Origin of the sequence: Bacillus sp. GbtcB10, from assembly GCF_019091365.1 — a bacterium.
GTDB lineage: Bacteria > Bacillota > Bacilli > Bacillales > Bacillaceae > Bacillus > Bacillus altitudinis.
Genome location: NZ_JAGXJP010000003.1, coordinates 807,456 through 828,689 on the forward strand (window position 1 = coordinate 807,456; position 21,234 = coordinate 828,689).

At 42.2% G+C, this 21,234-nt stretch carries 22 protein-coding genes; 10 read left to right on the top strand and 12 right to left on the bottom strand.

Annotated features, from left to right (window positions below; translation table 11 throughout):
- The first annotated feature begins 192 nt into the window (after positions 1-192).
- A complete protein-coding gene (locus KVT11_RS14325; protein ID WP_007501817.1) occupies positions 193-639 on the top strand; it encodes a YtoQ family protein in 447 nt (148 codons plus the stop codon).
- A gap of 43 nt (positions 640-682) precedes the next feature.
- Here the strand turns inward: KVT11_RS14325 and KVT11_RS14330 are convergent, their stop codons facing one another.
- Positions 683-1,756: a M42 family metallopeptidase gene (locus tag KVT11_RS14330; protein ID WP_065460896.1), complete on the bottom strand. Its 1,074-nt coding sequence runs from the start codon at positions 1,754-1,756 to the stop codon at positions 683-685.
- Between the two features lie 199 nt (positions 1,757-1,955).
- Between KVT11_RS14330 and KVT11_RS14335 the strand changes: the two genes are divergently transcribed.
- A complete protein-coding gene (locus KVT11_RS14335) occupies positions 1,956-2,270 on the top strand; it encodes a PepSY domain-containing protein (protein ID WP_003217759.1) in 315 nt (104 codons plus the stop codon).
- Between the two features lie 40 nt (positions 2,271-2,310).
- On the opposite strand, the gene KVT11_RS14340 is transcribed toward KVT11_RS14335, so the two are convergent.
- The 3 genes from KVT11_RS14340 to trmB all read right to left on the bottom strand — a co-directional run bounded on the left by KVT11_RS14340 (position 2,311) and on the right by trmB (position 5,689).
- The gene (locus KVT11_RS14340) at positions 2,311-4,008 is read right to left on the bottom strand and encodes an NAD-dependent malic enzyme (RefSeq protein ID WP_035391093.1); all 1,698 of its coding nucleotides are present in this window, start codon (positions 4,006-4,008) and stop codon (positions 2,311-2,313) included.
- Positions 4,009-4,081: 73 nt separating this feature from the next.
- Complete coding sequence (locus tag KVT11_RS14345; protein WP_008343041.1) at positions 4,082-4,930, bottom strand: YtnP family quorum-quenching lactonase; 849 nt, start codon at positions 4,928-4,930, stop codon at positions 4,082-4,084.
- A gap of 117 nt (positions 4,931-5,047) precedes the next feature.
- Positions 5,048-5,689, bottom strand: coding sequence for a tRNA (guanosine(46)-N7)-methyltransferase TrmB (trmB, locus tag KVT11_RS14350; RefSeq protein ID WP_007501825.1), 642 nt, complete (start codon positions 5,687-5,689; stop codon positions 5,048-5,050).
- A gap of 189 nt (positions 5,690-5,878) precedes the next feature.
- On the opposite strand from trmB, the gene KVT11_RS14355 reads away from it, so the two are divergent.
- Positions 5,879-6,154 (top strand): YtzH-like family protein, encoded by a 276-nt coding sequence (locus KVT11_RS14355; protein WP_019743713.1) that lies wholly within the window; start codon positions 5,879-5,881, stop codon positions 6,152-6,154.
- Here the strand turns inward: KVT11_RS14355 and KVT11_RS14360 are convergent.
- The 4 genes from KVT11_RS14360 to thpR form a co-directional block, all read right to left on the bottom strand.
- On the bottom strand, positions 6,151-6,951 hold the full coding sequence (locus KVT11_RS14360; protein ID WP_026050132.1) for a phosphotransferase family protein: 801 nt from the start codon (positions 6,949-6,951) through the stop codon (positions 6,151-6,153). The two genes, KVT11_RS14355 and KVT11_RS14360, sit on opposite strands and share 4 nt — an antisense overlap.
- Positions 6,952-7,235: 284 nt before the next feature.
- Positions 7,236-8,165 carry a YegS/Rv2252/BmrU family lipid kinase gene (locus KVT11_RS14365; protein ID WP_017367869.1) on the bottom strand — a complete coding sequence of 310 codons (930 nt, stop codon included), beginning with the start codon at positions 8,163-8,165 and terminating at the stop codon, positions 7,236-7,238.
- Between the two features lie 47 nt (positions 8,166-8,212).
- The gene (locus KVT11_RS14370) at positions 8,213-9,148 is read right to left on the bottom strand and encodes a hypothetical protein (protein ID WP_017367870.1); all 936 of its coding nucleotides are present in this window, start codon (positions 9,146-9,148) and stop codon (positions 8,213-8,215) included.
- Positions 9,149-9,173: 25 nt separating this feature from the next.
- Entirely contained in the window at positions 9,174-9,725 is a 552-nt protein-coding gene (gene thpR, locus KVT11_RS14375; protein ID WP_025207818.1) for an RNA 2',3'-cyclic phosphodiesterase, read from the bottom strand.
- A gap of 93 nt (positions 9,726-9,818) precedes the next feature.
- On the opposite strand from thpR, the gene cysK reads away from it, so the two are divergent.
- A complete protein-coding gene (cysK, locus tag KVT11_RS14380) occupies positions 9,819-10,748 on the top strand; it encodes a cysteine synthase A (RefSeq protein ID WP_076822452.1) in 930 nt (309 codons plus the stop codon).
- Between the two features lie 56 nt (positions 10,749-10,804).
- Here the strand turns inward: cysK and KVT11_RS14385 are convergent, their stop codons facing one another.
- Both KVT11_RS14385 and pepV read right to left on the bottom strand, forming a co-directional pair.
- Positions 10,805-11,425, bottom strand: a complete 621-nt coding sequence (locus KVT11_RS14385) for a Type 1 glutamine amidotransferase-like domain-containing protein (RefSeq protein WP_048002547.1) — start codon at positions 11,423-11,425, stop codon at positions 10,805-10,807.
- A 27-nt stretch (positions 11,426-11,452) separates the two neighbouring features.
- The gene (gene pepV, locus KVT11_RS14390; RefSeq protein ID WP_017358328.1) at positions 11,453-12,853 is read right to left on the bottom strand and encodes a dipeptidase PepV; all 1,401 of its coding nucleotides are present in this window, start codon (positions 12,851-12,853) and stop codon (positions 11,453-11,455) included.
- Positions 12,854-12,947: 94 nt separating this feature from the next.
- Here pepV and KVT11_RS14395 point away from each other — a divergent pair, with 94 nt between their 5' ends.
- On the top strand, positions 12,948-14,246 hold the full coding sequence (locus KVT11_RS14395) for an NCS2 family permease (protein WP_017358329.1): 1,299 nt from the start codon (positions 12,948-12,950) through the stop codon (positions 14,244-14,246).
- Between the two features lie 369 nt (positions 14,247-14,615).
- The gene (locus KVT11_RS14400; RefSeq protein ID WP_008356419.1) at positions 14,616-14,837 is read left to right on the top strand and encodes a DeoR family transcriptional regulator; all 222 of its coding nucleotides are present in this window, start codon (positions 14,616-14,618) and stop codon (positions 14,835-14,837) included.
- A gap of 66 nt (positions 14,838-14,903) precedes the next feature.
- Here the strand turns inward: KVT11_RS14400 and KVT11_RS14405 are convergent, their stop codons facing one another.
- Positions 14,904-15,620: a pseudouridine synthase gene (locus tag KVT11_RS14405; protein WP_025207823.1), complete on the bottom strand. Its 717-nt coding sequence runs from the start codon at positions 15,618-15,620 to the stop codon at positions 14,904-14,906.
- Positions 15,621-15,636: 16 nt separating this feature from the next.
- Positions 15,637-17,259 (bottom strand): putative polysaccharide biosynthesis protein, encoded by a 1,623-nt coding sequence (locus KVT11_RS14410; protein ID WP_017358331.1) that lies wholly within the window; start codon positions 17,257-17,259, stop codon positions 15,637-15,639.
- A 175-nt stretch (positions 17,260-17,434) separates the two neighbouring features.
- On the opposite strand from KVT11_RS14410, the gene KVT11_RS14415 reads away from it, so the two are divergent.
- From KVT11_RS14415 to KVT11_RS14430, 4 genes are all read left to right on the top strand, one after another.
- Complete coding sequence (locus KVT11_RS14415) at positions 17,435-18,706, top strand: BaiN/RdsA family NAD(P)/FAD-dependent oxidoreductase (protein ID WP_210552173.1); 1,272 nt, start codon at positions 17,435-17,437, stop codon at positions 18,704-18,706.
- Entirely contained in the window at positions 18,703-18,900 is a 198-nt protein-coding gene (locus tag KVT11_RS14420) for a hypothetical protein (RefSeq protein ID WP_019743705.1), read from the top strand. The genes KVT11_RS14415 and KVT11_RS14420 overlap by 4 nt, the downstream gene beginning before the upstream one ends.
- A 140-nt stretch (positions 18,901-19,040) precedes the next feature.
- Entirely contained in the window at positions 19,041-20,573 is a 1,533-nt protein-coding gene (gene opuD / locus KVT11_RS14425) for a glycine betaine transporter OpuD (RefSeq protein WP_039964140.1), read from the top strand.
- A 133-nt stretch (positions 20,574-20,706) separates the two neighbouring features.
- On the top strand, positions 20,707-21,231 hold the full coding sequence (locus tag KVT11_RS14430; RefSeq protein WP_210552174.1) for a CbrC family protein: 525 nt from the start codon (positions 20,707-20,709) through the stop codon (positions 21,229-21,231).
- The last annotated feature ends 3 nt before the right edge of the window (positions 21,232-21,234 follow it).

Consider the following 21,234-nt stretch of genomic DNA (forward strand, 5'->3'; position numbering starts at 1 on the left):
TCTTCCTGCTTTCTCATAGGAAAGACGAAGAGGCCTGTCCTTCCCATTATATGTAGTCTTCTTACGATGAAAAATAGTCTCTACCATGAATATCATAATCATATTTTTTTTGCTTTATCAAGCACTTCTTGTGTAACATGAAAAGAAACAGGGCAAACCTTTACTAAGTTTGTGCACAAGGAGGAGATTGTTATGCAATTAACGGTTTATTTAGCTGGAGAAATTCATAGCCAGTGGCGCGATGAAATTAAGGAAAAAAGCCAGTCGTTGAAACTACCAGTAACGTTTGTTGGTCCAATGGAGAATCATGACCGATCAGATAACATCGGAGAAGATATTTTAGGCGGGCAGCCAAATGCCATCTTGAAAGACGATGCGGCTTCTGATTTGAACAATTTCCGCACCGAACTATTATTAAATAAGGCAGACGTTGTCATCGCCCGCTTTGGTGAGAAATATAAACAGTGGAACACGGCAATGGATGCTTCTTCTGCCATCGCCAAAGGGAAACCCCTTATTTTGATTCGTCCTAAAGAATTACATCATCCCCTAAAGGAATTATCAAACAAAGCAAATATCACTGTCGAAACAGTGAATCAAGCGATTAAGGCGTTGTCATACGTGTTTGAACAGGAATAAGAAAAAGGCTGTGCTCTTAATGAGGCAGCCTTTTTCTTATCGTTTACACTTGTTGATAAATCGAATCCACCGTGCTTTGATCACAATTTTTCACAAGACGAACAATTAATTCTTTTGCCGCTGCATAATCATCCACATGCAAGACAGAGTGACTTGTATGAATGTAACGCGCACATACACCAATAACAGCAGATGGTACACCTTGATTTGAGATATGAACACGTCCAGCATCCGTACCGCCTGGCGATACGAAATATTGATATGGAATATTGTTTGTTTCGGCTGTATCGAGGACAAATTCTCTCATGCCTCGGTGCGTAATCATCGTGCGATCATAAATACGAAGAAGTGCACCTTTTCCAAGCTGGCCAAATTGTGATTTGTCTCCCGTCACATCATTTGCAGGACTCGCATCTAGAGCAAAGAACAGATCCGGTTTAATCATATTCGCAGCTACCTCAGCCCCTCTGAGCCCTACTTCCTCTTGGACGGTTGCGCCTGAATATAGCTGACATGAAAGAGCTTCGTCTTTTAATTCTTTCAATAATTCAATGGCAAGTCCGCACCCATAGCGGTTATCCCAAGCTTTGGCTAAAATCTTTTTCGGATTGGCCATTGGGGTAAAGACCGTTGCAGGAACGATTTGCTGCCCTGGGCGAACGCCAAGCTCTTTCGCTTCTTCTTCACTGTCTGCACCAATATCAATCAGCATATCTGACGGTTTTACTGGTTTGCTTTTTTGTTCTGGTGTCAGAAGATGAGGAGGTGTGCTCGATACAACGCCCGGAATTGGCCCGTGATCCGTATGAACATCCACACGCTGCGCAAGCATCACTTGACTCCACCAGCCGCCAAGTGTTTGAAAACGAATCATTCCATTTTTCGTAATGGATGACACCATAAAGCCGACTTCATCCATATGACCAGCCACCATAATCTTCGGCGCGTTCTCTGGGCCTTTGCGGACACCAAACACTCCGCCAAGACGATCCTGTATGAGTTCATCGGAATATTTCTCAAGTTCCTTTTTCATAAAAGCACGCACATGGTGCTCATTACCTGGAGTCCCTTGTAATTCTGTTAAATTTCGGAAAATCGACATTGTTTCTTCGTTCATTTGACAGTTACCCTCATTTCTATGTAATGACCATATAAATTCCTATAAAAATAACACTCACTTTATACTATAAGAATTCTTTCGGTTTTCCAAGTATCTCTCCAGAAATTTTGAATATGCTTTCAAGTATTCGGATTTCTTAACATCGCTGGACAAGTTTTGTATAATGGAAAAAACAGCAATACGGAGGTGCAGCACGTTGAAGTTAAAACATGTTCTGATTGGTGCGAGTATTGGCGTAGCCGCTGCAATTGTTGCAAAGAAAGTCTTTTTCCCGACGTATATCTCGTCTGAAAAAGCGTTAAAAATTGTGAAATCCGCTTTTAAACAGCGCGGCCCGATTGATGGCTCTTGGATTTATACTGTACCAGAACCGTATACCGTAAATGGTGAAACGATTGATGTGTACAAATCTGGCATTACACGCTCCGCCTTTGGCGAGCTGGAACAGTATGAAGTCATGATTGATGCAAAAACAGGCATGATCGTTGATGTCATTGATTCTGTTGCTTAATAAGAAAGCTTCGCAAAGACAAGTCCTTGCGAAGCTTTTTTTAGATGGCTTTGATTTTTTTGTATACAGGGTGCCACATGGCGTCTTGCACAGCCTGAATGAGATCATCAGGGGTTTCTTCCGCAATTCCTTCGTCAATCGCTGCTTGTGCCACACGGACAGCCACTGTCGCTGAAACCGTTCTGAGCTGATCAACACTTGGAAGCATCGCAGCACCCGGTTTTCCGACATTGACCATGCTCGCAATCGCTTCAGCACTCGCAACAAACATGCTGTCTGTCATGAGGCGGGCTTTACACACAATCGTTCCAAGGCCAAGCCCTGGAAACACAAGGGCATTATTTGCCTGCCCAATTTCATATGTCACACCACCATATTCAACTGGATCAAACGGACTTCCCGTTGTGACAAGCGCACGTCCTTCTGTCCACTCAATGAGATCTTCCGGCTTTGCCTCTGAAAGAGGTGTCGGGTTTGACATCGGTAAAATCGCTGGCCGCTCTACATGTGACGCCATTTCTTTCACTATTTCCTCTGTAAATGCCCCACCTACAGTTGAGGTACCAATTAAGATCGTAGGTTTCGCCTGCTTCACGACCTCTAACAAATCAATTGAATGCTTTGGACCATTACGTGCATAATCCTTCACTTCATCAGAACGTCTTGCATACGGCTTTTGGAATGGCTGAATGTCAGGTGAATCATCTGTGAGCAGTCCCGTTTTATCAATACACCAGAAATGATCATATGATTCCTCTTCTTTGACACCATCTCGCACGATGGCATCACGAATTTGCTCGGCTATACCAATCCCTGCTGTACCTGCTCCAAAGATCACGATTCGGTGATCTTTCAGCGGAACCTTCGATGCTTTTGCACAAGCAAGAACGGCAGCAAGTGAGACGGCTCCAGTTCCTTGAATATCATCATTAAATGTACAAATACGGTCCTTATATTTTTCCAAAATGGCGCGCGCATTTTTTGTACCGAAGTCTTCCCAGTGAAGAAGTGCATTTGGAAAAGTCGCACGGGCAAGCTCAACATATTGATCAATAAACTGATCATAGCGCTCTCCTCGAACGCGGGAGTGCTGATTTCCCACATAAAGCGGATCATTTAAAAGGCTTTCCTGGTTGGTCCCAGCATCAAGCACCACTGCCAGCACACGGCTAGGATCAATACCTGCTGCAGCTGTATAAACAGCCAGTTTTCCGACTGAAATGGCGATTCCGCCAACACCCCAGTCACCGATGCCTAAAATTCCTTCTGCATCTGTTGCGACAATGAGATCAATTGATTCATCCACTCCGTAAGATGCAAAAATTTCTTCCATTCCTTCTAGGTCATCAATGGATAAATAAATTCCTCTTGGCTTTCTATACTCGTGGCTGTAACGCTGAATCGCTGTTCCTACGGTCGGTGTGTAAACAATCGGCAGCATTTCTGCCAAATGCTCATTTAATAATTTATAAAAGAGCACTTCATTTCTGTCATGAAGCGCAGTTAAATAGACATTTTTCCCAAGTGCATCTGGCTGTGCTTTGAACTGTTCATATGCACGCTTTGCTTGATCTTCTAGTGTTAACACCTTCGGCGGCAGAAATCCTTTTAACCCAAGCTCTTCCCGCTCTTCCTTTGTAAATGCGACTCCTTTGTTTAAATAAGGGACAGACATGACTTCGATCCCTCTTAACGGTGTCTCGATGACATCACCATGTACACGATAAAATTGATTCACCTGCACTCTTCCTTTCACAAGTTCATTTTGTCGTTATTTTGTGTGAAAAGCGAAAAAACATACAGATGATCTTTTATCTTCCGGTTTCTCTTTTGACCTCATGGGTCATTGCCCCGTCTTCATCCCACTTTACAGCACGGTAGATGGCATCATGATAAAACAAGTACCATGCATTGTTTTCTTCGGCAAATGCCTGCCATTTTTGCTTCGCTGGGATCGAGGTCATTGGATAATCATCGTAGGCCAAGACCCATAGCGGGTTTTTATGAGCGTGTGTCGGCATGATATCCGCTAAATGAATAGCTGTTTCTCCCTGACTTGTGAGCGTTAAGATGCTATGCCCATCGCTATGTCCACCTGTATGATGCAGGCGAATGCCTTCTGTTACTTCAATGCTATCTTCAAATGTCATGACTTGATCGGCAACAGGCTCCCAGTTTTCTTTCCAATATGTATTTCTTGAGCGGATGTTCGGCGCTCTCATTTCGTCCCATTCAATTTTGGACGTGATGATTTTTGCCTGTTGAAAAACAGACACGAGCTCATCGCCTTCACGTTTTGTCAGCCCGCTTGCATGATCAAAATGCAAATGAGTCATTAAGACGTAATCTATATCAGATGGGCGCAAACCGAGAGCCGCAAGTGATTCTTCTATTTTCGTTTCCTCTGTGACGCCATAATTGCGTTTTTGTTTCTCTGTCAGCTTCCCTGACCCGATGCCGGAATCTACTAACAGATGAAGACCGTTCCACCGTATGAGCATTGGATCACACCGTAATTCAATTTGATTTCGATCATTCACAGGGTATTTTTTTGACCATAATGGCTTTGGCACCACGCCAAACATGGCACCGCCATCCATGTGTGTATCTCCCCCATTTAACCAGAACAGTTCCATTTCGCCTATTTTCATTGTCTCCATTGCTGTCATCCCTCCTTTTTCTATCGTAGCAAATACAAAGAAAAATCGCATGTGCTAATCTTTTTATCAAAAAAAAGCTGACCGCAATCGTTCGTTGCAGCCAGCTTTGTTCGCTTGTTATTCAGGGAATTTTACTTCTGATCGATAGATCGGTTGTCCCATGGAAGAGAATTTCTCTTCATATTCTGTCATGACATTTCCTTCGAGACCATCCTCATGTAAATCAAGGCTCACATACGTTAAAAGGAGTCCGTAAGACGAAAAGCTTTTCAAGGAATATTCAAATAGTCCGCGGTTATCGGTTTTGAAATGTAATTCACCGCCTGGACGGAGGATCTGTTCATATCGCTTTAAAAAGGCTTTAAACGTCAACCTACGTTTTTCATGCCTTGATTTTGGCCACGGATCAGAGAAGTTTAAATACACCCGGTCAATCTCATTTTCCGCAAAGACATCTGTTAGTGTCTCTGCGTTGATGTTTAGAAGCTTTACGTTTTCTACATCTGTTTCTTTGATTTTATCGACTGCCGTCACAATGACACTTTTAAATAATTCAATGCCGATATAGTTTATCTCAGGATGAAGCTTGCCCATTCCGGCAATAAAGCTCCCTTTTCCTGTACCGACTTCAATATGGATTGGATGATCATTTTCAAACAGCTCATGCCATTTCCCTTTGTATTGTTCAGGGTTGGCTAAAGCAATATGAGCATTTTCAGCTAAATAATCATCCGCCCACGGTTTATGTCGCATTCTCAATTTGATACACCTCTATTTTCTTTACATTTTATCAAGATACCATGAAACATAAAGAGCCGCAAGACAGCATCTTATCCGCACATATGAAAAAGACCAGCTGCTAATTGGGCTGGTCTGCTTCATGTATAAAATCAAAGCTGAATGCACAGTTTAACCACATAAATGACACGCCTTGAAAGGAGCATACGTATGGGATTAAACCGCCAACATCAGCTTCAATTAATCAAAGATATTTTAACTGATCACCAGCTGGATTGCTGCGGGACTGTTGCAGAATATGAACAGGTGGGACGCGTGATTCAATTAATGCTGGCAAAAGAAGATTTGGATGCTGACGTTCGTCAGCTACTATCCGATATTTATGATTACAGCCAAAAAGGTACCTCTGTCAGTTCAATTGATGCACATATCGAAGCGCATCAATCGCATCTATCTGACTGGGTCGAGAACATTCCACTGTCTTAATGGATGTTTAACCGTTTTAAGAGTGCATGTAGCTCGGCTTGCACTTCTTTTTGCGCCTTTTCATTTCCTTTTCTTTTATGCCAAACGACAAACGAGACGGTTTCAGCCAGCACATACCATGCCATGCGTTTTCGCAAGTTGTCGGTCAGCGGAGCACCATACATAGAGAGCCAGCTTTCCCAGTTCTCTTCTTCAACATAATGGTATAAGAGCGGTCCAAGATCAATCGCTGGATCTGCAATCATTGCCCCGTCCCAATCAATTAAATAGAGCTGATTTTCATCTGTCAGCAGCCAATTATTATGGTTGAGGTCACAATGGCATACGACCTTATCCTCGAAATGAACTGCGTCCACATGTTTCTCTAAATACTGGATGGCGCGCGTGATATCATGTGAGTCAATCTGCTCTTTTAAGATCGATGCCTTGAGATGCATCAAGATCGATGCCGGGTCAAGCGAGTGCTTTTCTAATCGTTTCAGCATATCGAGCAGCTCTTTTGATGTATGAATTTTTCTTAGCTGCTCCGCTACAGGACGGTCATTCATGTCCTTTGGCTTCAGCTCTCTGCCGCTCAGCCAGTGCTGCGCAGTAATGACATCCCCATTTTCCATCCGTTTTGTCCAGACAAGCTTCGGCACAATGCCTTCAGCTGACAAAACCGCAAGAAACGGTGACGTATTGCGTTTTAAAAATAGCTTTTGGTCATTGTGTGTTGCGAAGTACGCATCTCCCGTAGCGCCTCCAGCAGGAGAGATGTGCCATTCGCTACCTAATATTTGTCCCAACCAGTTCATATCAATTTTCAACCCATCATTTCTTAAAATATTTTAAATCATGCTTTTTTAGTCGACAAAATTCAGCCGATTGAGATCAATTGGCTGTTTATTTTTTATTTATATGATCATAAAAACAAAAAGGACAGCTATTGAGAATGAGATGCTAAACAATAGCCGTCCTATAGATTTTATCGCTACCTTCTTATACTCGTCAAGCAAAACTAGAAAATCAGGACAAGAACCTTATGAAAAAGGAAGTCTTTTTTCATGTTTCTTTTGCTCGTGCGCACACTGGCTGCTTCTTAGCCACGTAATTTTAACGATCGCTCACTAGCCTTAACAAACACTGGAGTGGCGCCAATCACTTCTCCATCGGCGTGAAATAAAATTTTTTCATCTGCCTCCAAGTAGGCTTCTTCATGCTGAAAAAGGGTGACTCCTTCCATTACAAGGTGCTTTTTAAAAACCATTGCACTTAAAAATAAGAGAACTTTCAATGGATTCAAATCCGTGACAACGAGCGTTTGAAATCCTGATTGCCTCGCACTCGCTTCCGGCGCTGCTTCCAGCCCGCCCCCATAGTAAGGGTGATTACATACGATCACAAACCACACTTGGCGAAAAACTTTTCTCTCATTTTCAATAAAAAGAGCAAGGTCAAACGGTTTGAATGACCATAACGAATGTAGAAAAGACAGCGGGTAGATGATAAACCCGAGTTTGAGTCGGTTGAGCCACTTTTTCCCTCTAAAATGTACCGTTCTCTTCAAGACATGCGCATCAAACCCAACACCAATATGATTGAGAAAAAGAACAGATTGCGGACTTTCTGCATGATCTTGAAAGGAACCGAGAGAAAATGTTTTCGTCAGCATCCTCTTTTGTTTTCTCACTTCTTTGATCACATCATGACGCTGGATGCCCAGCCCCTTCGCAGCATCATTCCAATGACCTGCTGGGACAAAGCTTAGCTGCACATGATCAATTTCTTTTAAACCATTCAGTACTTCATGAAATGTGCCGTCACCGCCAATGACGATCAGCCGTTTCAATCTGTCGTCTTGCATAGCGCTAATCTGTCTCGCCAAAACTTCGGCATGTCCTTCATGCTGGGTAAGAAACGATCTGTAGGAGATCTCTACCTTTTGTAATTCTTTCTCTATGCTTCTCCAAGTGCGGAGTCCTTTTCCTTGTCCTGCTGCTGGATTGACGATAAAGTACCATTCATTCATATATTAGCTCCACTCAGGTCTCATTTTTTGGTGACCTTGATATGCCTTTAATCGAGCCATTCCTGCCTTCTTTTGCTGTCTGATTCACCATAAGCAAGCAATGCCTTTGTCGCTTTGAATTGCTGGTGCTTTGTCGGCGCGGTGTTTTTCCGTTGCTTGTCAAACCAATCCTCCGCTTTCTTCTTATCGACAACCTCCATCCCGAATGGAACTTCGGGCAAATCAATATACGAGGTGCGGCTGATGAGGATTTTTTTCACAGGAAGTTCTACACCACTTTGCTGTAAAATTTTTGACACAACAGTTCCAGAGCGCAGAAGGCTTGCACAAGGGTTTAAAACGGATTGAACAGCTTTTCCCGTCGCCCGCTTTTCCCAAAAACGTTCCTTCGATCCAATATATACGCTGTCTGGCTCTGCTTCTAAGAAAGATAAACAGATGACTTCAAGCGGCGTAATGAGCACTGGACACAATTCCATCTCAGCTTTTTGAATGAGCAGCACCGGCTTGTACATCACAAAATAAGAATCTGGCAGCTGCCTTGCAAGCATCCGCAGCTTTTCATCATATCGAATGTGATGGGAGACAGTTGAAATATGAGAGATCGTCGAGCTGGCCCATTTTAATTGAACATCGTAAAGATGATCCTTAAAAAAGTGAATCAGCTTCGTTTCATCGGTAGGAACGTTTGTAAAGACACCTTGTTCTATATCTGTTGGCTCGTTAAAAAGACTCAGGTCCCGTTCCTTTTTCATATCGGCTTCTTTTTGCTTTCTTTTTAAGGAGAATTTCTTTCTCTTTTCTTCCTCTTGTTCAGGTGCTTGCTCGGTGGCTTGGTCAGCCTGCTTTTGCACCTGCTCTTTGGAAGCCTTTTTTAACTCGTCCCATCTTTGTTTTTTCAACCGAATAAACTGATTGATGTAATGATGCGGGTCTTGTTCATATCGTGATATATAATCTTGGATTTTAATAATTTGCGCCATCTGCTGCTCACTCCAACCTCTAGAATCATTTATGTAATGTAAATTGTTTGATCGCGTGATAACGTGGGGTTTCTTTTAGACGAATTTCAAATAAAGCGATACTAGAAACCTCCATCGAATATGGTTCTTTCCGTAAGGGCGCTTGTTCTATATAGGACTGTTCTCTATTCCATTTGCGCGCAATCGTCATGTGTGGATGAAAGGGTCTCTTTTCGACAGGATGACCTGCTGTCAAAACGGTTGCTTTCACCTTTTCTCTTAGATCCATCAAAGGCTTACTTTCACTAGGCTTTGCAAAAAAGACTCTCGGGCGCTCCTTTTGACCAAATATTCCTACTTCATTCAGCTTGAGCGGGAAAGCAGACACCTCATGAGACAGCTGTGCAAGTAGCTCAGAAATCTTATTTAAACGGTCCTCTGGAATCGCACCTAAAAACACAAGGGTGACATGATAATCAATGGGTGCTGTCCATTTTTGAAAGGACAGTTCGCTCCTCTTGTCTATATCTGCTTTCATTTGATACGCGAGTTGTTCAGGGATTGGAATCCCGATAAAATAATGACGGCTTTCGGCCATATTTTCACCTGTCCTTTTTAACAAACTTTACGAATCCCCATTGATGATAGTATAACTAAAGTAATGCGGAATGAGAAGAAAGGGTGTCACATGATGAAGGTTGCACAAAATATAGCTGAATTAATAGGTCATACACCACTTGTAAAATTACAGCGCCTTCAGCCAGAACATGGCGCTGCTGTTTATTTAAAACTGGAATCATTTAATCCTAGCGGAAGTGTAAAAGATCGGGCTGCTTACAATATGATCCTTGAGGCAGAAAAACAAGGAAAGCTCACAAAAGGGGCAACGATTATTGAACCAACGAGCGGGAATACAGGAATTGGCTTAGCGATGAACGCTGCAGCAAGAGGATACAAAGCCATTCTGATCATGCCTGATACAATGACCCAAGAAAGAATCAATATTTTAAAGGCATACGGCGCACAGGTCGTTTTAACCCCGGGGGAGGAAAAAATGCCAGGCTGTATTCGCAAGGCAGAAGAATTAGCTGCTCAAATTCCTAATAGCTTTATTCCCATGCAATTTGACAATGGTGCGAACCCTGATGCTCATAGAGGGACAACGGCTGTAGAAATTATGGATGCAGTGCAACAGATTGGACAGCCGCTTGCCGCTTTTGTCGCCACTGCTGGAACGGGCGGAACCATTACAGGCACTGGAGAGGAACTCAAGAAAGCATTCCCGGAATTGACGATACGTGTGGCAGAGCCAAAGGGGTCTCCTGTTTTATCAGGCGGGAAACCTGGCAAACATAAGCTTGTTGGCACAAGTCCAGGATTTATCCCACAAATTTTAAACGAACAGGTGTATGATGAGATTGTGCAAGTGAGTGATGAAGATGCTTACGACATCACACGAAAGCTCGCCCGTCTTGAAGGTATTTTAGTCGGTCCATCATCTGGCGCGGCATGCTATGCAGCGATTGAAGCAGCCAAGCAAATGCCAAAGGATCACATTGTCATTTGTATGACAGCAGACACGGGTGAACGTTATTTATCAAGTGATGTGTTTCAAGATTAAAAAAGGAACAGGGCGTATGCTCCTGTTCCTTTTTCTTCGTTTCATATGAACAACTCCTACAAGACCATCTTGACCTCAGTCTGTTCGCCTGTCACAAGTAAAACTTGTTCATCAGTGAGCGGGCATAAAGAGAGCGTATTTTGATCTTTCTCTATGATGTGCTGCGCGGCTTCACCTAAATAAGGATTGTTTATATGCGGTACCGGATAGCTGCTGATCTCATTGAATCCTTCAAAGGAAGATAATTCTAGCGCTTTCTCCTGATCATCCATCAGTGAGATGTATTCAATGCTTGGCGCCATGATAATACTCCCCGCAGATTCTCCGATATACAGCTTGCCTTTGCCGATCTCTTCTTTCAATACACGATCGAGCCCGGGCTTTCTTAATTCTTGCAGCAAATAAAAGGTATTGCCGCCAGATACATACATGACATCATTCTTCCTAATGATCTGTGTGATCTCCTGAACCGTTTGCCCGGTCAGCTGAACAGTCTCTACACGCATTTCTAATTGATGAAAGGCTTCTTTTGCTGCATCGACATAGTGCGTGACTTCTTCCACTTCACTGGCTACCGGAATGAATGTCACACTTTTTCCTTTTAAGGTGTCGCCTGCAAAGTCAGACAAGAGAGAATAGCTGTCTTTGAATGAAGAGCATAAGAACATTTTTTTCACGGTGAATCCCCTCTTCTCTTTCCTTTTTTATTTCGCCAATTCATACATGGCTTGTGCATATAGCGCAGTTGCTCGTAGTAAATCATCGATTTCGATATATTCATCCTTTTGGTGTGCGCAATCAGGTCTTCCAGGGAATAGAGGGCCAAAGGCAACGCCTGCTTCTAATGACCTTGCATACGTTCCTCCCCCAATCGCAATAAGATGAGCAGGATCTCCTGTTTGTTCTTCGTAGACACGCTGTAATGTTTTCACAAGTGGATGGTCTTTTGAGACATGATGAGGAGGACTGTTATCAAATTTCTCAATCGTTGCCCCTTTTATTCGTTCAATCCCTTTTTTGACTTCCTCACCGTCCGCGGTTACGGGATAGCGGACATTCAGTCCAAGCTTCGCTTCTTCGTTTTGCGAATAGCGGATTGTGCCAACATTCAAGGTCAAGTCACCACTAATATCATCTTTACAAGCGATGCCGAGTTTTTGTCCTCTTGTGTCTTGATCAAATAAGGCATTAATTTGTGATGTAAAAGCGAGCCCTCTTTCATCTAATTCATGCGCACATAAGAAATTCGCCATATGAATGCCCGCATTTGTGCCATTCGCCGGCTCCATTGCATGAACTGATACACCTTTTAATGTGAATGTCAGTCCATCTGCTGTATGGTTTGTCTCACCGGTTAACTGATTTTCCGCAAGATAGGCTGCAAAAGCCGTTTTTAAGGCTTCAGCATCGTGATCGTTTGCTGCTGCCACAATCGCGCGAGCCTCATCTGGGACCATATTGAGACGCATGCCTGATGTGAATTGCTTGAGGATGTAACGCTTGTTTTCTTCTGATTGTTCGTATGTAAAGGATACGATGGCATCTATGATCCCTTTTTCAGCATGAATAATTGGAAAATCAGCATCTGGTGCAAAGCCAATTTGCGGCATCGCCTCATGCTTGAAATAGTGATCGACGCAGCGCCAATCGCTTTCTTCATCTGTGCCAATGATGATTCGAATCTTTTTCGACAGCGGCAGACCGGCATCTTTTAACATTTTCAATGCGTAAAACGCCGCCATGGTCGGCCCTTTATCATCAATGGCTCCTCTTGCAAAGATTTTATTTTCTCTTATGTCCGCTGAAAATGGCGGGGTTGTCCAGTCGTCTCCCGCAGGCACGACATCCACATGGCATAGCACACCGACGATATCTTCGCCTTCTCCATATTCAATATGACCAGCATAACCATCAACATTTTTCACTTTGAAGCCCTCGTCCTGCCCTTTTTTGAGCATATACTGAAGAGCCTCATCCACTTTTTCACCGAACGGTTTTCCTGCTGTGCCGCCTTCTTCATCCAAGACACTTTCAATTTGTAAAAAAGATTGTGTATCCTGAATCAAATTGTCTTTTTTTCGTATGACTTCTGCTTCCCAATTCATTTTTCCATTCCTCCTTGAAAAAAGGTTGCAATCCACCCTTAAAACGAATATTATATTAAGTGTTTTGTAATAATGTTCGTAAATGGAGGATTTTATGTTTCAGTTAAAAGAGAACCAAACCAACATAAAGAAAGAATTACTCGCTGGTATGACGACATTCTTTACGATGGTATATATTGTAGCCGTCAATCCAGGAATCCTTTCAGATGCAGGCATTCCTTTTGACCAAGTTTTTACTGCAACCATTATCGCTGCTGTTGTCGGTACCCTTTGGATGGCACTCTTTGCAAACTATCCGATTGCCATTGCACCAGGTATGGGGCTGAATGTCTATTTCACCGTCACTGTTGTCGGTGGTGGGGGTCTCAGCTATCAAACAGCATTTAGTGCGGTATTTGTTGCTGGAATACTCTTTATCATTTTATCGTTAACATCCCTTAGAAAACAACTCATTGAGGCGATTCCAGATAATTTAAAGTACGGGATTACAGCAGGTATCGGATTATTTATTGCATTCATTGGGCTAAGACAGTCTGGAATCATCACTGCTGATCCACAAAATCTTGTGAAGCTTGGCAATTTAAGCTCACCTGTTGTCATTTTGACACTCGTTGGTTTAATGATTTCTGTCATATTAATGGTTCTTCAAGTGAATGGAGCGCTGTTTATCGGCATGTTAGCAACCACGTTAATTGCACTTGCAACAGGCCAGCTTCATTTTCCTAAAGTGCTAGTGGATACCCCAGCACTGCCTGAAGGAATGCTGATTACAAATCCATTCGCTGCGTTTGGCGATGTATTTTCCCATCACTTGTATGCTGTTGTCTTCTCCTTTTTACTTGTGACGATTTTTGATACAACAGGAACAATGATCGGGGTTGCGGAACAAGCAGGTTTAATGAAAAATGGTCAGCTCCCAAAAGTACGCAGAGCCTTACTTGCTGACTCTGCTGCGACGACAATTGGCTCAATGTTTGGAACAAGCCCAACCACAGCTTACATTGAATCCTCATCAGGAGTTGCTGCTGGCGGAAGAACTGGACTGACCTCTTTAACCGTTGCTGCATTGTTTATTGTGGCTTTGTTTTTTGGTCCACTCGTTCAAGCCATTTCGTCTTTGCCGTCCATCACTTCACCTGTCTTAATCATTGTCGGCTGTTTGATGATGAATTCAGTGTCACGTATTCGCTGGAATGAGCTTGACGAAGCATTTCCTGCTTTTCTTGTGATTCTTTCCATGCCGCTGACATCTAGCATCTCTACAGGAATTTCACTAGGATTTATTTCATATCCACTTGTGAAGCTGGCAAAAGGAAAATGGAAAGAAGTGCATATTCTTGTGCTCATTTTTGCTGTCTTATTTTTCGTGCAGCTCTTTTTCTTAGAAGGATAACCAAAATAAAAAGACACATTTCTCATTTGAATGTGTCTTTTTTGTATGAATGATTTTTTATTTTGTAAATTTTCTGTGTTTATTTTTTGATCTTTCTTAAGTGGCAATTTTCTTTATATGCCTTGTGTTTATTGGGTTGTAACCGGATTCAAATCATAATATATAACATATTTCAATTCATGAAGACAAGTTTAAAAACACGTAAAGTTGACTTTTTGGTGGAACTAGATGCATAATAACGTGTATAATAGAATAAAACATTAAGAAACACGAACATTTACCATTGTTGCATGTCCTTATGTCGCAGTTTTAGTGTAGTAAGTTGTGGTTAGTCAAGTCCATCCGATCTTATTGATAGGGAGTGGTTTTTTGAAACCTTCAACAAACCGTATGATGACTCGAATAAAATCAGTTTATATGTTCATTCAAGAGAAAGGTCTTGTGACGACACAAGAACTGGTTGATGAATTCGGGATCACACCTAGAACCATCCAAAGAGACTTAAACGTGCTTGCCTATAACGATCTTGTTCATAGTCCAAGCAGAGGCAAATGGGAAACAACGAGAAAAAAAGTAAAAATATCATCATAAGCGAATAATGAACTTCCATATAACAAAAAGAACCGGCGGTCGCCGGTTCTTTTCATTTTCTCTATATTAATCACGATTGATTAAGCTGTCTAACTCTTCCTCCGTCAATTCACGGTATTCTCCGGGCGCCAAATCTTCGTCTAATGAAACAGCCCCCATCGAGAGTCGTTTTAAAAAGATCACTTCATTGCCCACTGCTTGTGCCATCAGCTTCACTTGATGGTACTTCCCTTCTGTAATCGTTAAACGGATTCTTGTATCTGCCTCTTGGTTGGCATCTACTTCAACCTTCGCCGGCTTCGTTCGGTAGTCGTCTAAAATCACAACTCCCTCTTCAAGACGAGTGATGTCTTGATCTCCAAGCGGGTATTTCAGATGAACTTCATACGTTTTCGGGACATGCTTTTTCGGAGATAACAATTGATGAGCAAGCTGACCGTCATTTGTAAGGAGGAGGAGACCAACTGTATCCTTATCCAGTCTCCCTACAGGGAATGGCTCCCTTGCCATATCCTCTGGCTCTAGTAAATCAACAACCGTCTCATCTCGCAGATCCTCCGTTGCTGAAATGACACCGTCTGGCTTGTTCATCATGAGATAAATGAATTCTTTATACTCTACACGCTCTCCATGCACGAGCACTTCATCATTTGTTGGATCGACATGATCTTTCACCTGCTTCGCCACTTCTCCATTCACTGTGACAGCCCGGGCCTTGACCAGCTTCTTTACATCTTTCCTTGAACCAAAGCCGGTATTGGCCAGCAATTTATCAAGCCTCATGCTTCTCCACCTCTTCTTAACTCTTTTTTCTTAAAAATGATGGCATCCGGCTGCCAAGTACACGCTCTAACAATCCAACTTTATAAGATAAGAACATATACACACCGCCGCCTGTAATCATTGAAATCAAAATAACAATACCAGCTTGTATGATTCCGCCTTCATATGAAATGACTTGACTCACAAGCTGACATGTCACATAAGCCACTACAGCCATGATTGCCGTTAAAATACCAATTAAAATAAACCGTTTGAAAATCCTGCGGAACGAATAGCCTGCATGGCGCTTGATCATGATGAACATATACAAAATCGAGGCACTGTAGCCTAATGCCGTTGCAAGCACAGAACCGTTTCCTTGCAGCCAGCTAATCAGCGGGATATTGAGAACCGTTTTAATGATAATCCCTAACAAAAGACTGACGATCGCAAATTTTTGTTTGTTAATCCCTTGTAAAATCGCTGCGTTAATGGTGAATAAAGAAAACAGTAACGCAACAGGTGCATACCAAAACAAAATAGAAGTCCCAATCTCAGGATGCACAGACGGATAGAAAAACCAATAAACTGGTCCAGCCAATGCTGAAATGCCAAATGAAGCAGGCAGAACGAAGAATAAAATGACCTGCATCGTTTGATCAATTTGCCGATTCAGCAGCTTGTAATTTCGCGCTGTAAAGGATTCCGTTATGGTAGGAATCAATGTTAAACCAAATGCAGTTGCAAGTGACACAGGAATCATGACGAGCTTCGGTAAATATAACGTCACAATAGACAGGACCGCTGTACTAATATCCTGATGTCCTGATGCAATCATTGCTCTGTTAATTGTATTTGTATCAATATAAGAATAAATCGGAATGGCAAGCCCAACAAACACATAGGGTGCTGCATAACTGAACAGCTCTGTAAACATTTGCTTATAAGATAATCCAGAATAGTCCCCTGTATTCGGCTGCATTGCCAAAAGCCGATCTTTCCGCTTCAGCCAATATAAATAAAGCGTAAATAGACCACCAAACGCACCAATGAGTGCGGCAAATGTGGCATAACCAACCGCAATAACAAGACCACCGTCAAGCACTTTTAAAATGATAAACGTCGCTGTTAATAGGAAGATGATTCTGACAAGTTGTTCGATGACTTGGGAAACAGCTGTCGGGCCCATCATCGAGTGCCCTTGGAAAAACCCTCGCACAAGACTCATAATGGGTACAACCAATAGACCCAAACTGACCATCCGAATCACATAAACCACTTGATCGACCGTCAAACCGCCCGTTTCATTCGATCCTCCAAGCTGAATCTTGGCGAAAATCGGTGCGGTCAAATATAAAATAGAAAAGGCGATAATACCGGTGACAAGCATGACCGACATACCCGCCCTGAACATTTTTCTTGTTGTCTCATAATCGCCGATTGCATTATATTTAGAGACGAATTTCGATACCGCTGTTGGAAAACCGAGCGTAGCAATACTTAAAAAGATCGTATACTGATTGTATCCATATTGGAATAGCGCACCACCAGTCGCTCCGACCATTGCGCTAAATGGAATTAAGTAAATCATACCAAGAATACGAGAGAGATAAGTCCCAATCGTTAAAACCAACGTACCACGAAGCAGTTTATTAGACATGCGCTTAACCACCATTTTTCTAATGAATATTCAACTTAACTATTTTAACACATCATTTCATCGCACAGGTAACAAATCCAATACAGAAGTCACAAAACCAATCAATTCATATTTCAGCCTTCCCCAATCTTCGTTATAATAGAGAAATGACTGAAAGTAGAAAGAGGAATGTAACATGAAACATTATGATGTCATTGTCATTGGCGGTGGACCTTCTGGACTGATGGCCGCGATTGCATCGGCAGAACACGGTGCATCGGTTCTGTTAATTGACAAAGGAAACAAACTTGGCAGAAAGCTCGCCATTTCTGGCGGTGGACGCTGCAATGTGACCAATCGCCTTCCAGTAGAAGAAATCATCAAGCATATTCCCGGAAACGGCCGTTTTCTATATAGTGCATTTTCTGAGTTCAATAACGAGGATATTATTTCGTTCTTTGAAAATCTAGGTATTGAACTAAAAGAAGAAGACCATGGACGTATGTTCCCTGTCTCAAACAAAGCACAATCTGTTGTGGATGCCCTATTGGATAGGCTCCGCGTGCTCAATGTGACCATTCGAACGAATGAAAAGATTAAAACCGTTCTGTATCAAGACGGACAAGCAGCTGGAATTGTTACAAATAATGATGAAAAAATTTCAAGTCATGCCGTTGTCATTGCTGTTGGCGGGAAAAGTGTGCCGCATACAGGCTCTACTGGCGATGGCTATGCATGGGCAGAAGCCGCTGGTCATACCATTACAGAGCTCTTCCCAACAGAAGTACCCGTCACGTCAGACGAGCGTTTTATTAAGGACAAAGTGCTTCAAGGTCTTTCATTAAGAAGTGTGGCCGTGAGTGTTTTAAATAAAAAAGGAAAACCCGTCGTCACTCATGTCATGGATATGATCTTTACACACTTTGGCTTATCAGGTCCTGCCGTTCTGAGATGCAGCGGATTTGTTGTGAAGGAACTGAAAAAGCAACCGGCCGTCCGTCTTCAAATTGACTTATACCCAAAGCTCAATGACGAGGAGCTATTCCAAAAGCTTCATCGCGATCTAAAAGATGAGCCAAAAAAAGCCATTAAAAATGTCCTGAAATCTTGGATGCAAGAGCGCTATTTATTGTTCCTTTTAGAACGAAATGGCATTGATCCGCAGGAGACATTTTCTGGTCTCGCTAAAGATAAACTGCGCGCTTTTGCTCATGATTGTAAACATTTCATCGTCCATGCAAATGGGACGCTTTCTTTAGATAAAGCCTTTGTTACAGGAGGCGGCGTTTCTGTCAAAGAAATTGAACCGAAGAAAATGGCATCCAAAAAAATGGTCGGTCTTTATTTCTGCGGAGAAATTTTAGATATTCACGGTTACACAGGCGGTTACAATATTACGTCAGCACTTGTGACAGGCAGGTTAGCTGGCATGAATGCCGCACTAGAAGTAAAGGAGAGATTTCAATGATTAGACGCGCACTTCCGATTGTCCTTGCAGTTGTCATTAGTTTGACAGCCGCTTTCTTTATGAAGCTGTCCATTACCCCGTTAAAAGTCGCCATTGTTTTAGCGTTTACGATTTTCGCTGTTTGTTTAAAAGAATATGTCTACCGTCTGCGCAAACGAATTGAAGAAAAGTCATCTTCACATATCGATGGTTGATAAATGGAAGGAAAACATGTTACGGTAAAATAGAGGTCGAGTGAGAAACTCGCCTCTTTTTGTTTGAAAATAGTTGAGACAGGGGATATTAAATTAAATCCTCTGCTTAAACGTGTAGAACAACAGGAGAGTGAGATGGTGTGAAAAACGTATCAAGTGTATTTTGGATTGTGATTGCTATCACATTTATTGCCGTTCTATGGGGAGCCCTTTCTCCAGATACGCTGCAAAATGTGACAGATCAAATTCAAACATACATTACAAATGACTTTGGCTGGTATTATTTATTAGTCGTATCGCTGCTAGTCGGCTTTTGTCTATTCTTTATCTTTAGCCCTATCGGAAAAATCACGTTAGGAAAGCCAGGTGAAGAGCCTGAATTTGGTCTTTTTTCTTGGTTCGCCATGCTGTTTAGTGCTGGAATGGGCATTGGGCTTGTTTTTTACGGAGCCGCTGAACCGATCAGCCACTTTGCCATTCAATCCCCAACAGGCGAGACGGAAAATGCACAAGCCTTCCGTGATTCCCTTCGTTATACCTTTTTCCACTGGGGACTTCATGCATGGGCCATTTATGCAATTGTCGCCCTTTGCATTGCATACTTTAAATTTAGAAAAGATGCACCTGGATTAATCAGTTCCACCTTATACCCAGTATTCGGGAACAGAATTCATGGATGGATTGGAAAAACCATTGATTGCATCGCAGTATTTGCAACGGTGGTCGGTGTAGCTACTAGTTTAGGACTAGGTGCCGCACAAATTAATGGCGGATTAAACTATTTATTTGGAATCCCAAATAACTTCCTAACTCAGCTCATTATTATTGCAATCGTCACGGTCCTGTTCCTCCTCTCTGCTTGGAGCGGTATTGGTAAAGGGATTAAATATTTAAGTAACACAAACATGATTCTTGCTGCATTACTCATGATCTTTTTACTCATTGTTGGACCAACTGTGTATATTTTAAATTCATTTACTGATTCAATCGGACAATACTTATCAAATATTGTACAAATGAGCTTTAGATTATCACCAAATGATCCTGAAAAGAGAGAATGGATTAATGGATGGACCATCTTCTATTGGGCATGGTGGATCTCTTGGTCGCCATTTGTCGGTATTTTTATTGCAAGGGTTTCACGCGGGAGAACCATTCGAGAATTTTTAATTGGTGTCTTAGTGGCTCCTTCCATCCTCGTGTTCCTTTGGTTCTCGATCTTTGGTGTATCTGCAATGGACTTACAACAGAACAATATCGTCGATGTTGCAAACATGTCTACTGAAACGATGCTGTTTGGTGTTTTAAATGAATACCCACTCGCCATGATTACATCCATTCTGGCACTGATTTTAATTGCGGTATTCTTTATCACATCAGCAGACTCAGCTACATTCGTTCTCGGAATGCAGACAACCTATGGATCATTAAATCCAGCGAATAGTGTAAAGATCAGCTGGGGTATTATCCAGTCAGCAGTAGCGGCAGTGCTCTTATTTTCAGGCGGTCTTCAGGCCTTGCAAAACACAGCCAAACTCGCTGCTTTACCGTTCTCTGTTGTCATCATTTTAATGATTGTATCTCTGTACAAATCATTAAATGAAGAACGAAGAGCGATTAAACAAGCAAATAAGTACAATAAACCAAGAAGTCCAAGAGTAAAAAAAGCATAATCATCACAAGAGAAAAGTCGTTCCTCATCCGAACGGCTTTTTTTCTCGTTGAAATAATTGAAGATTGTCATGACATCGTGTATTCCGATAAAATAGTGTTGAATCATCACTTTTCTACATAATGGAGGTTTATATGACGTTACCTACGTTCAAGTACAACCCAGACCCAGTTTCATTACATGTGATTAAAAAAGAGCAGACGATATGCCCCGTTTGTGCGAAAGAACGAGATTATGTATATCATGGTCCTTTTTATTCTGTTGAAGACGTTTCTGGCATTTGTCCTTGGTGCATTAAAGATGGATCAGCTGCTCAAAAATATAATGGAATGTTTCAAGACGATGTGAGTTGTGATGACGTCGATCATGAGGAATATATAGATGAACTGATCTACAGAACGCCGGGTTACCGCGGATGGCAGCAGGAATATTGGTTAAGCCATTGCGGGGATATTTGCGCGATTGTGCAGTATGTTGGTTGGAAAGAAATTGAGCATTTAGAGGAAGAACTCTCAGAGGATATTGAAGAGATTTGCAGTGGTGGACATTTCACAAAAGAGAACCTGAAACAATGGCTCGTGAACGGAGGAGACTTGCAAGGCTACCTCTTTCAATGCGTTCACTGCAAAAAGCATCGTTTACATATTGACGCTAGTTGATCA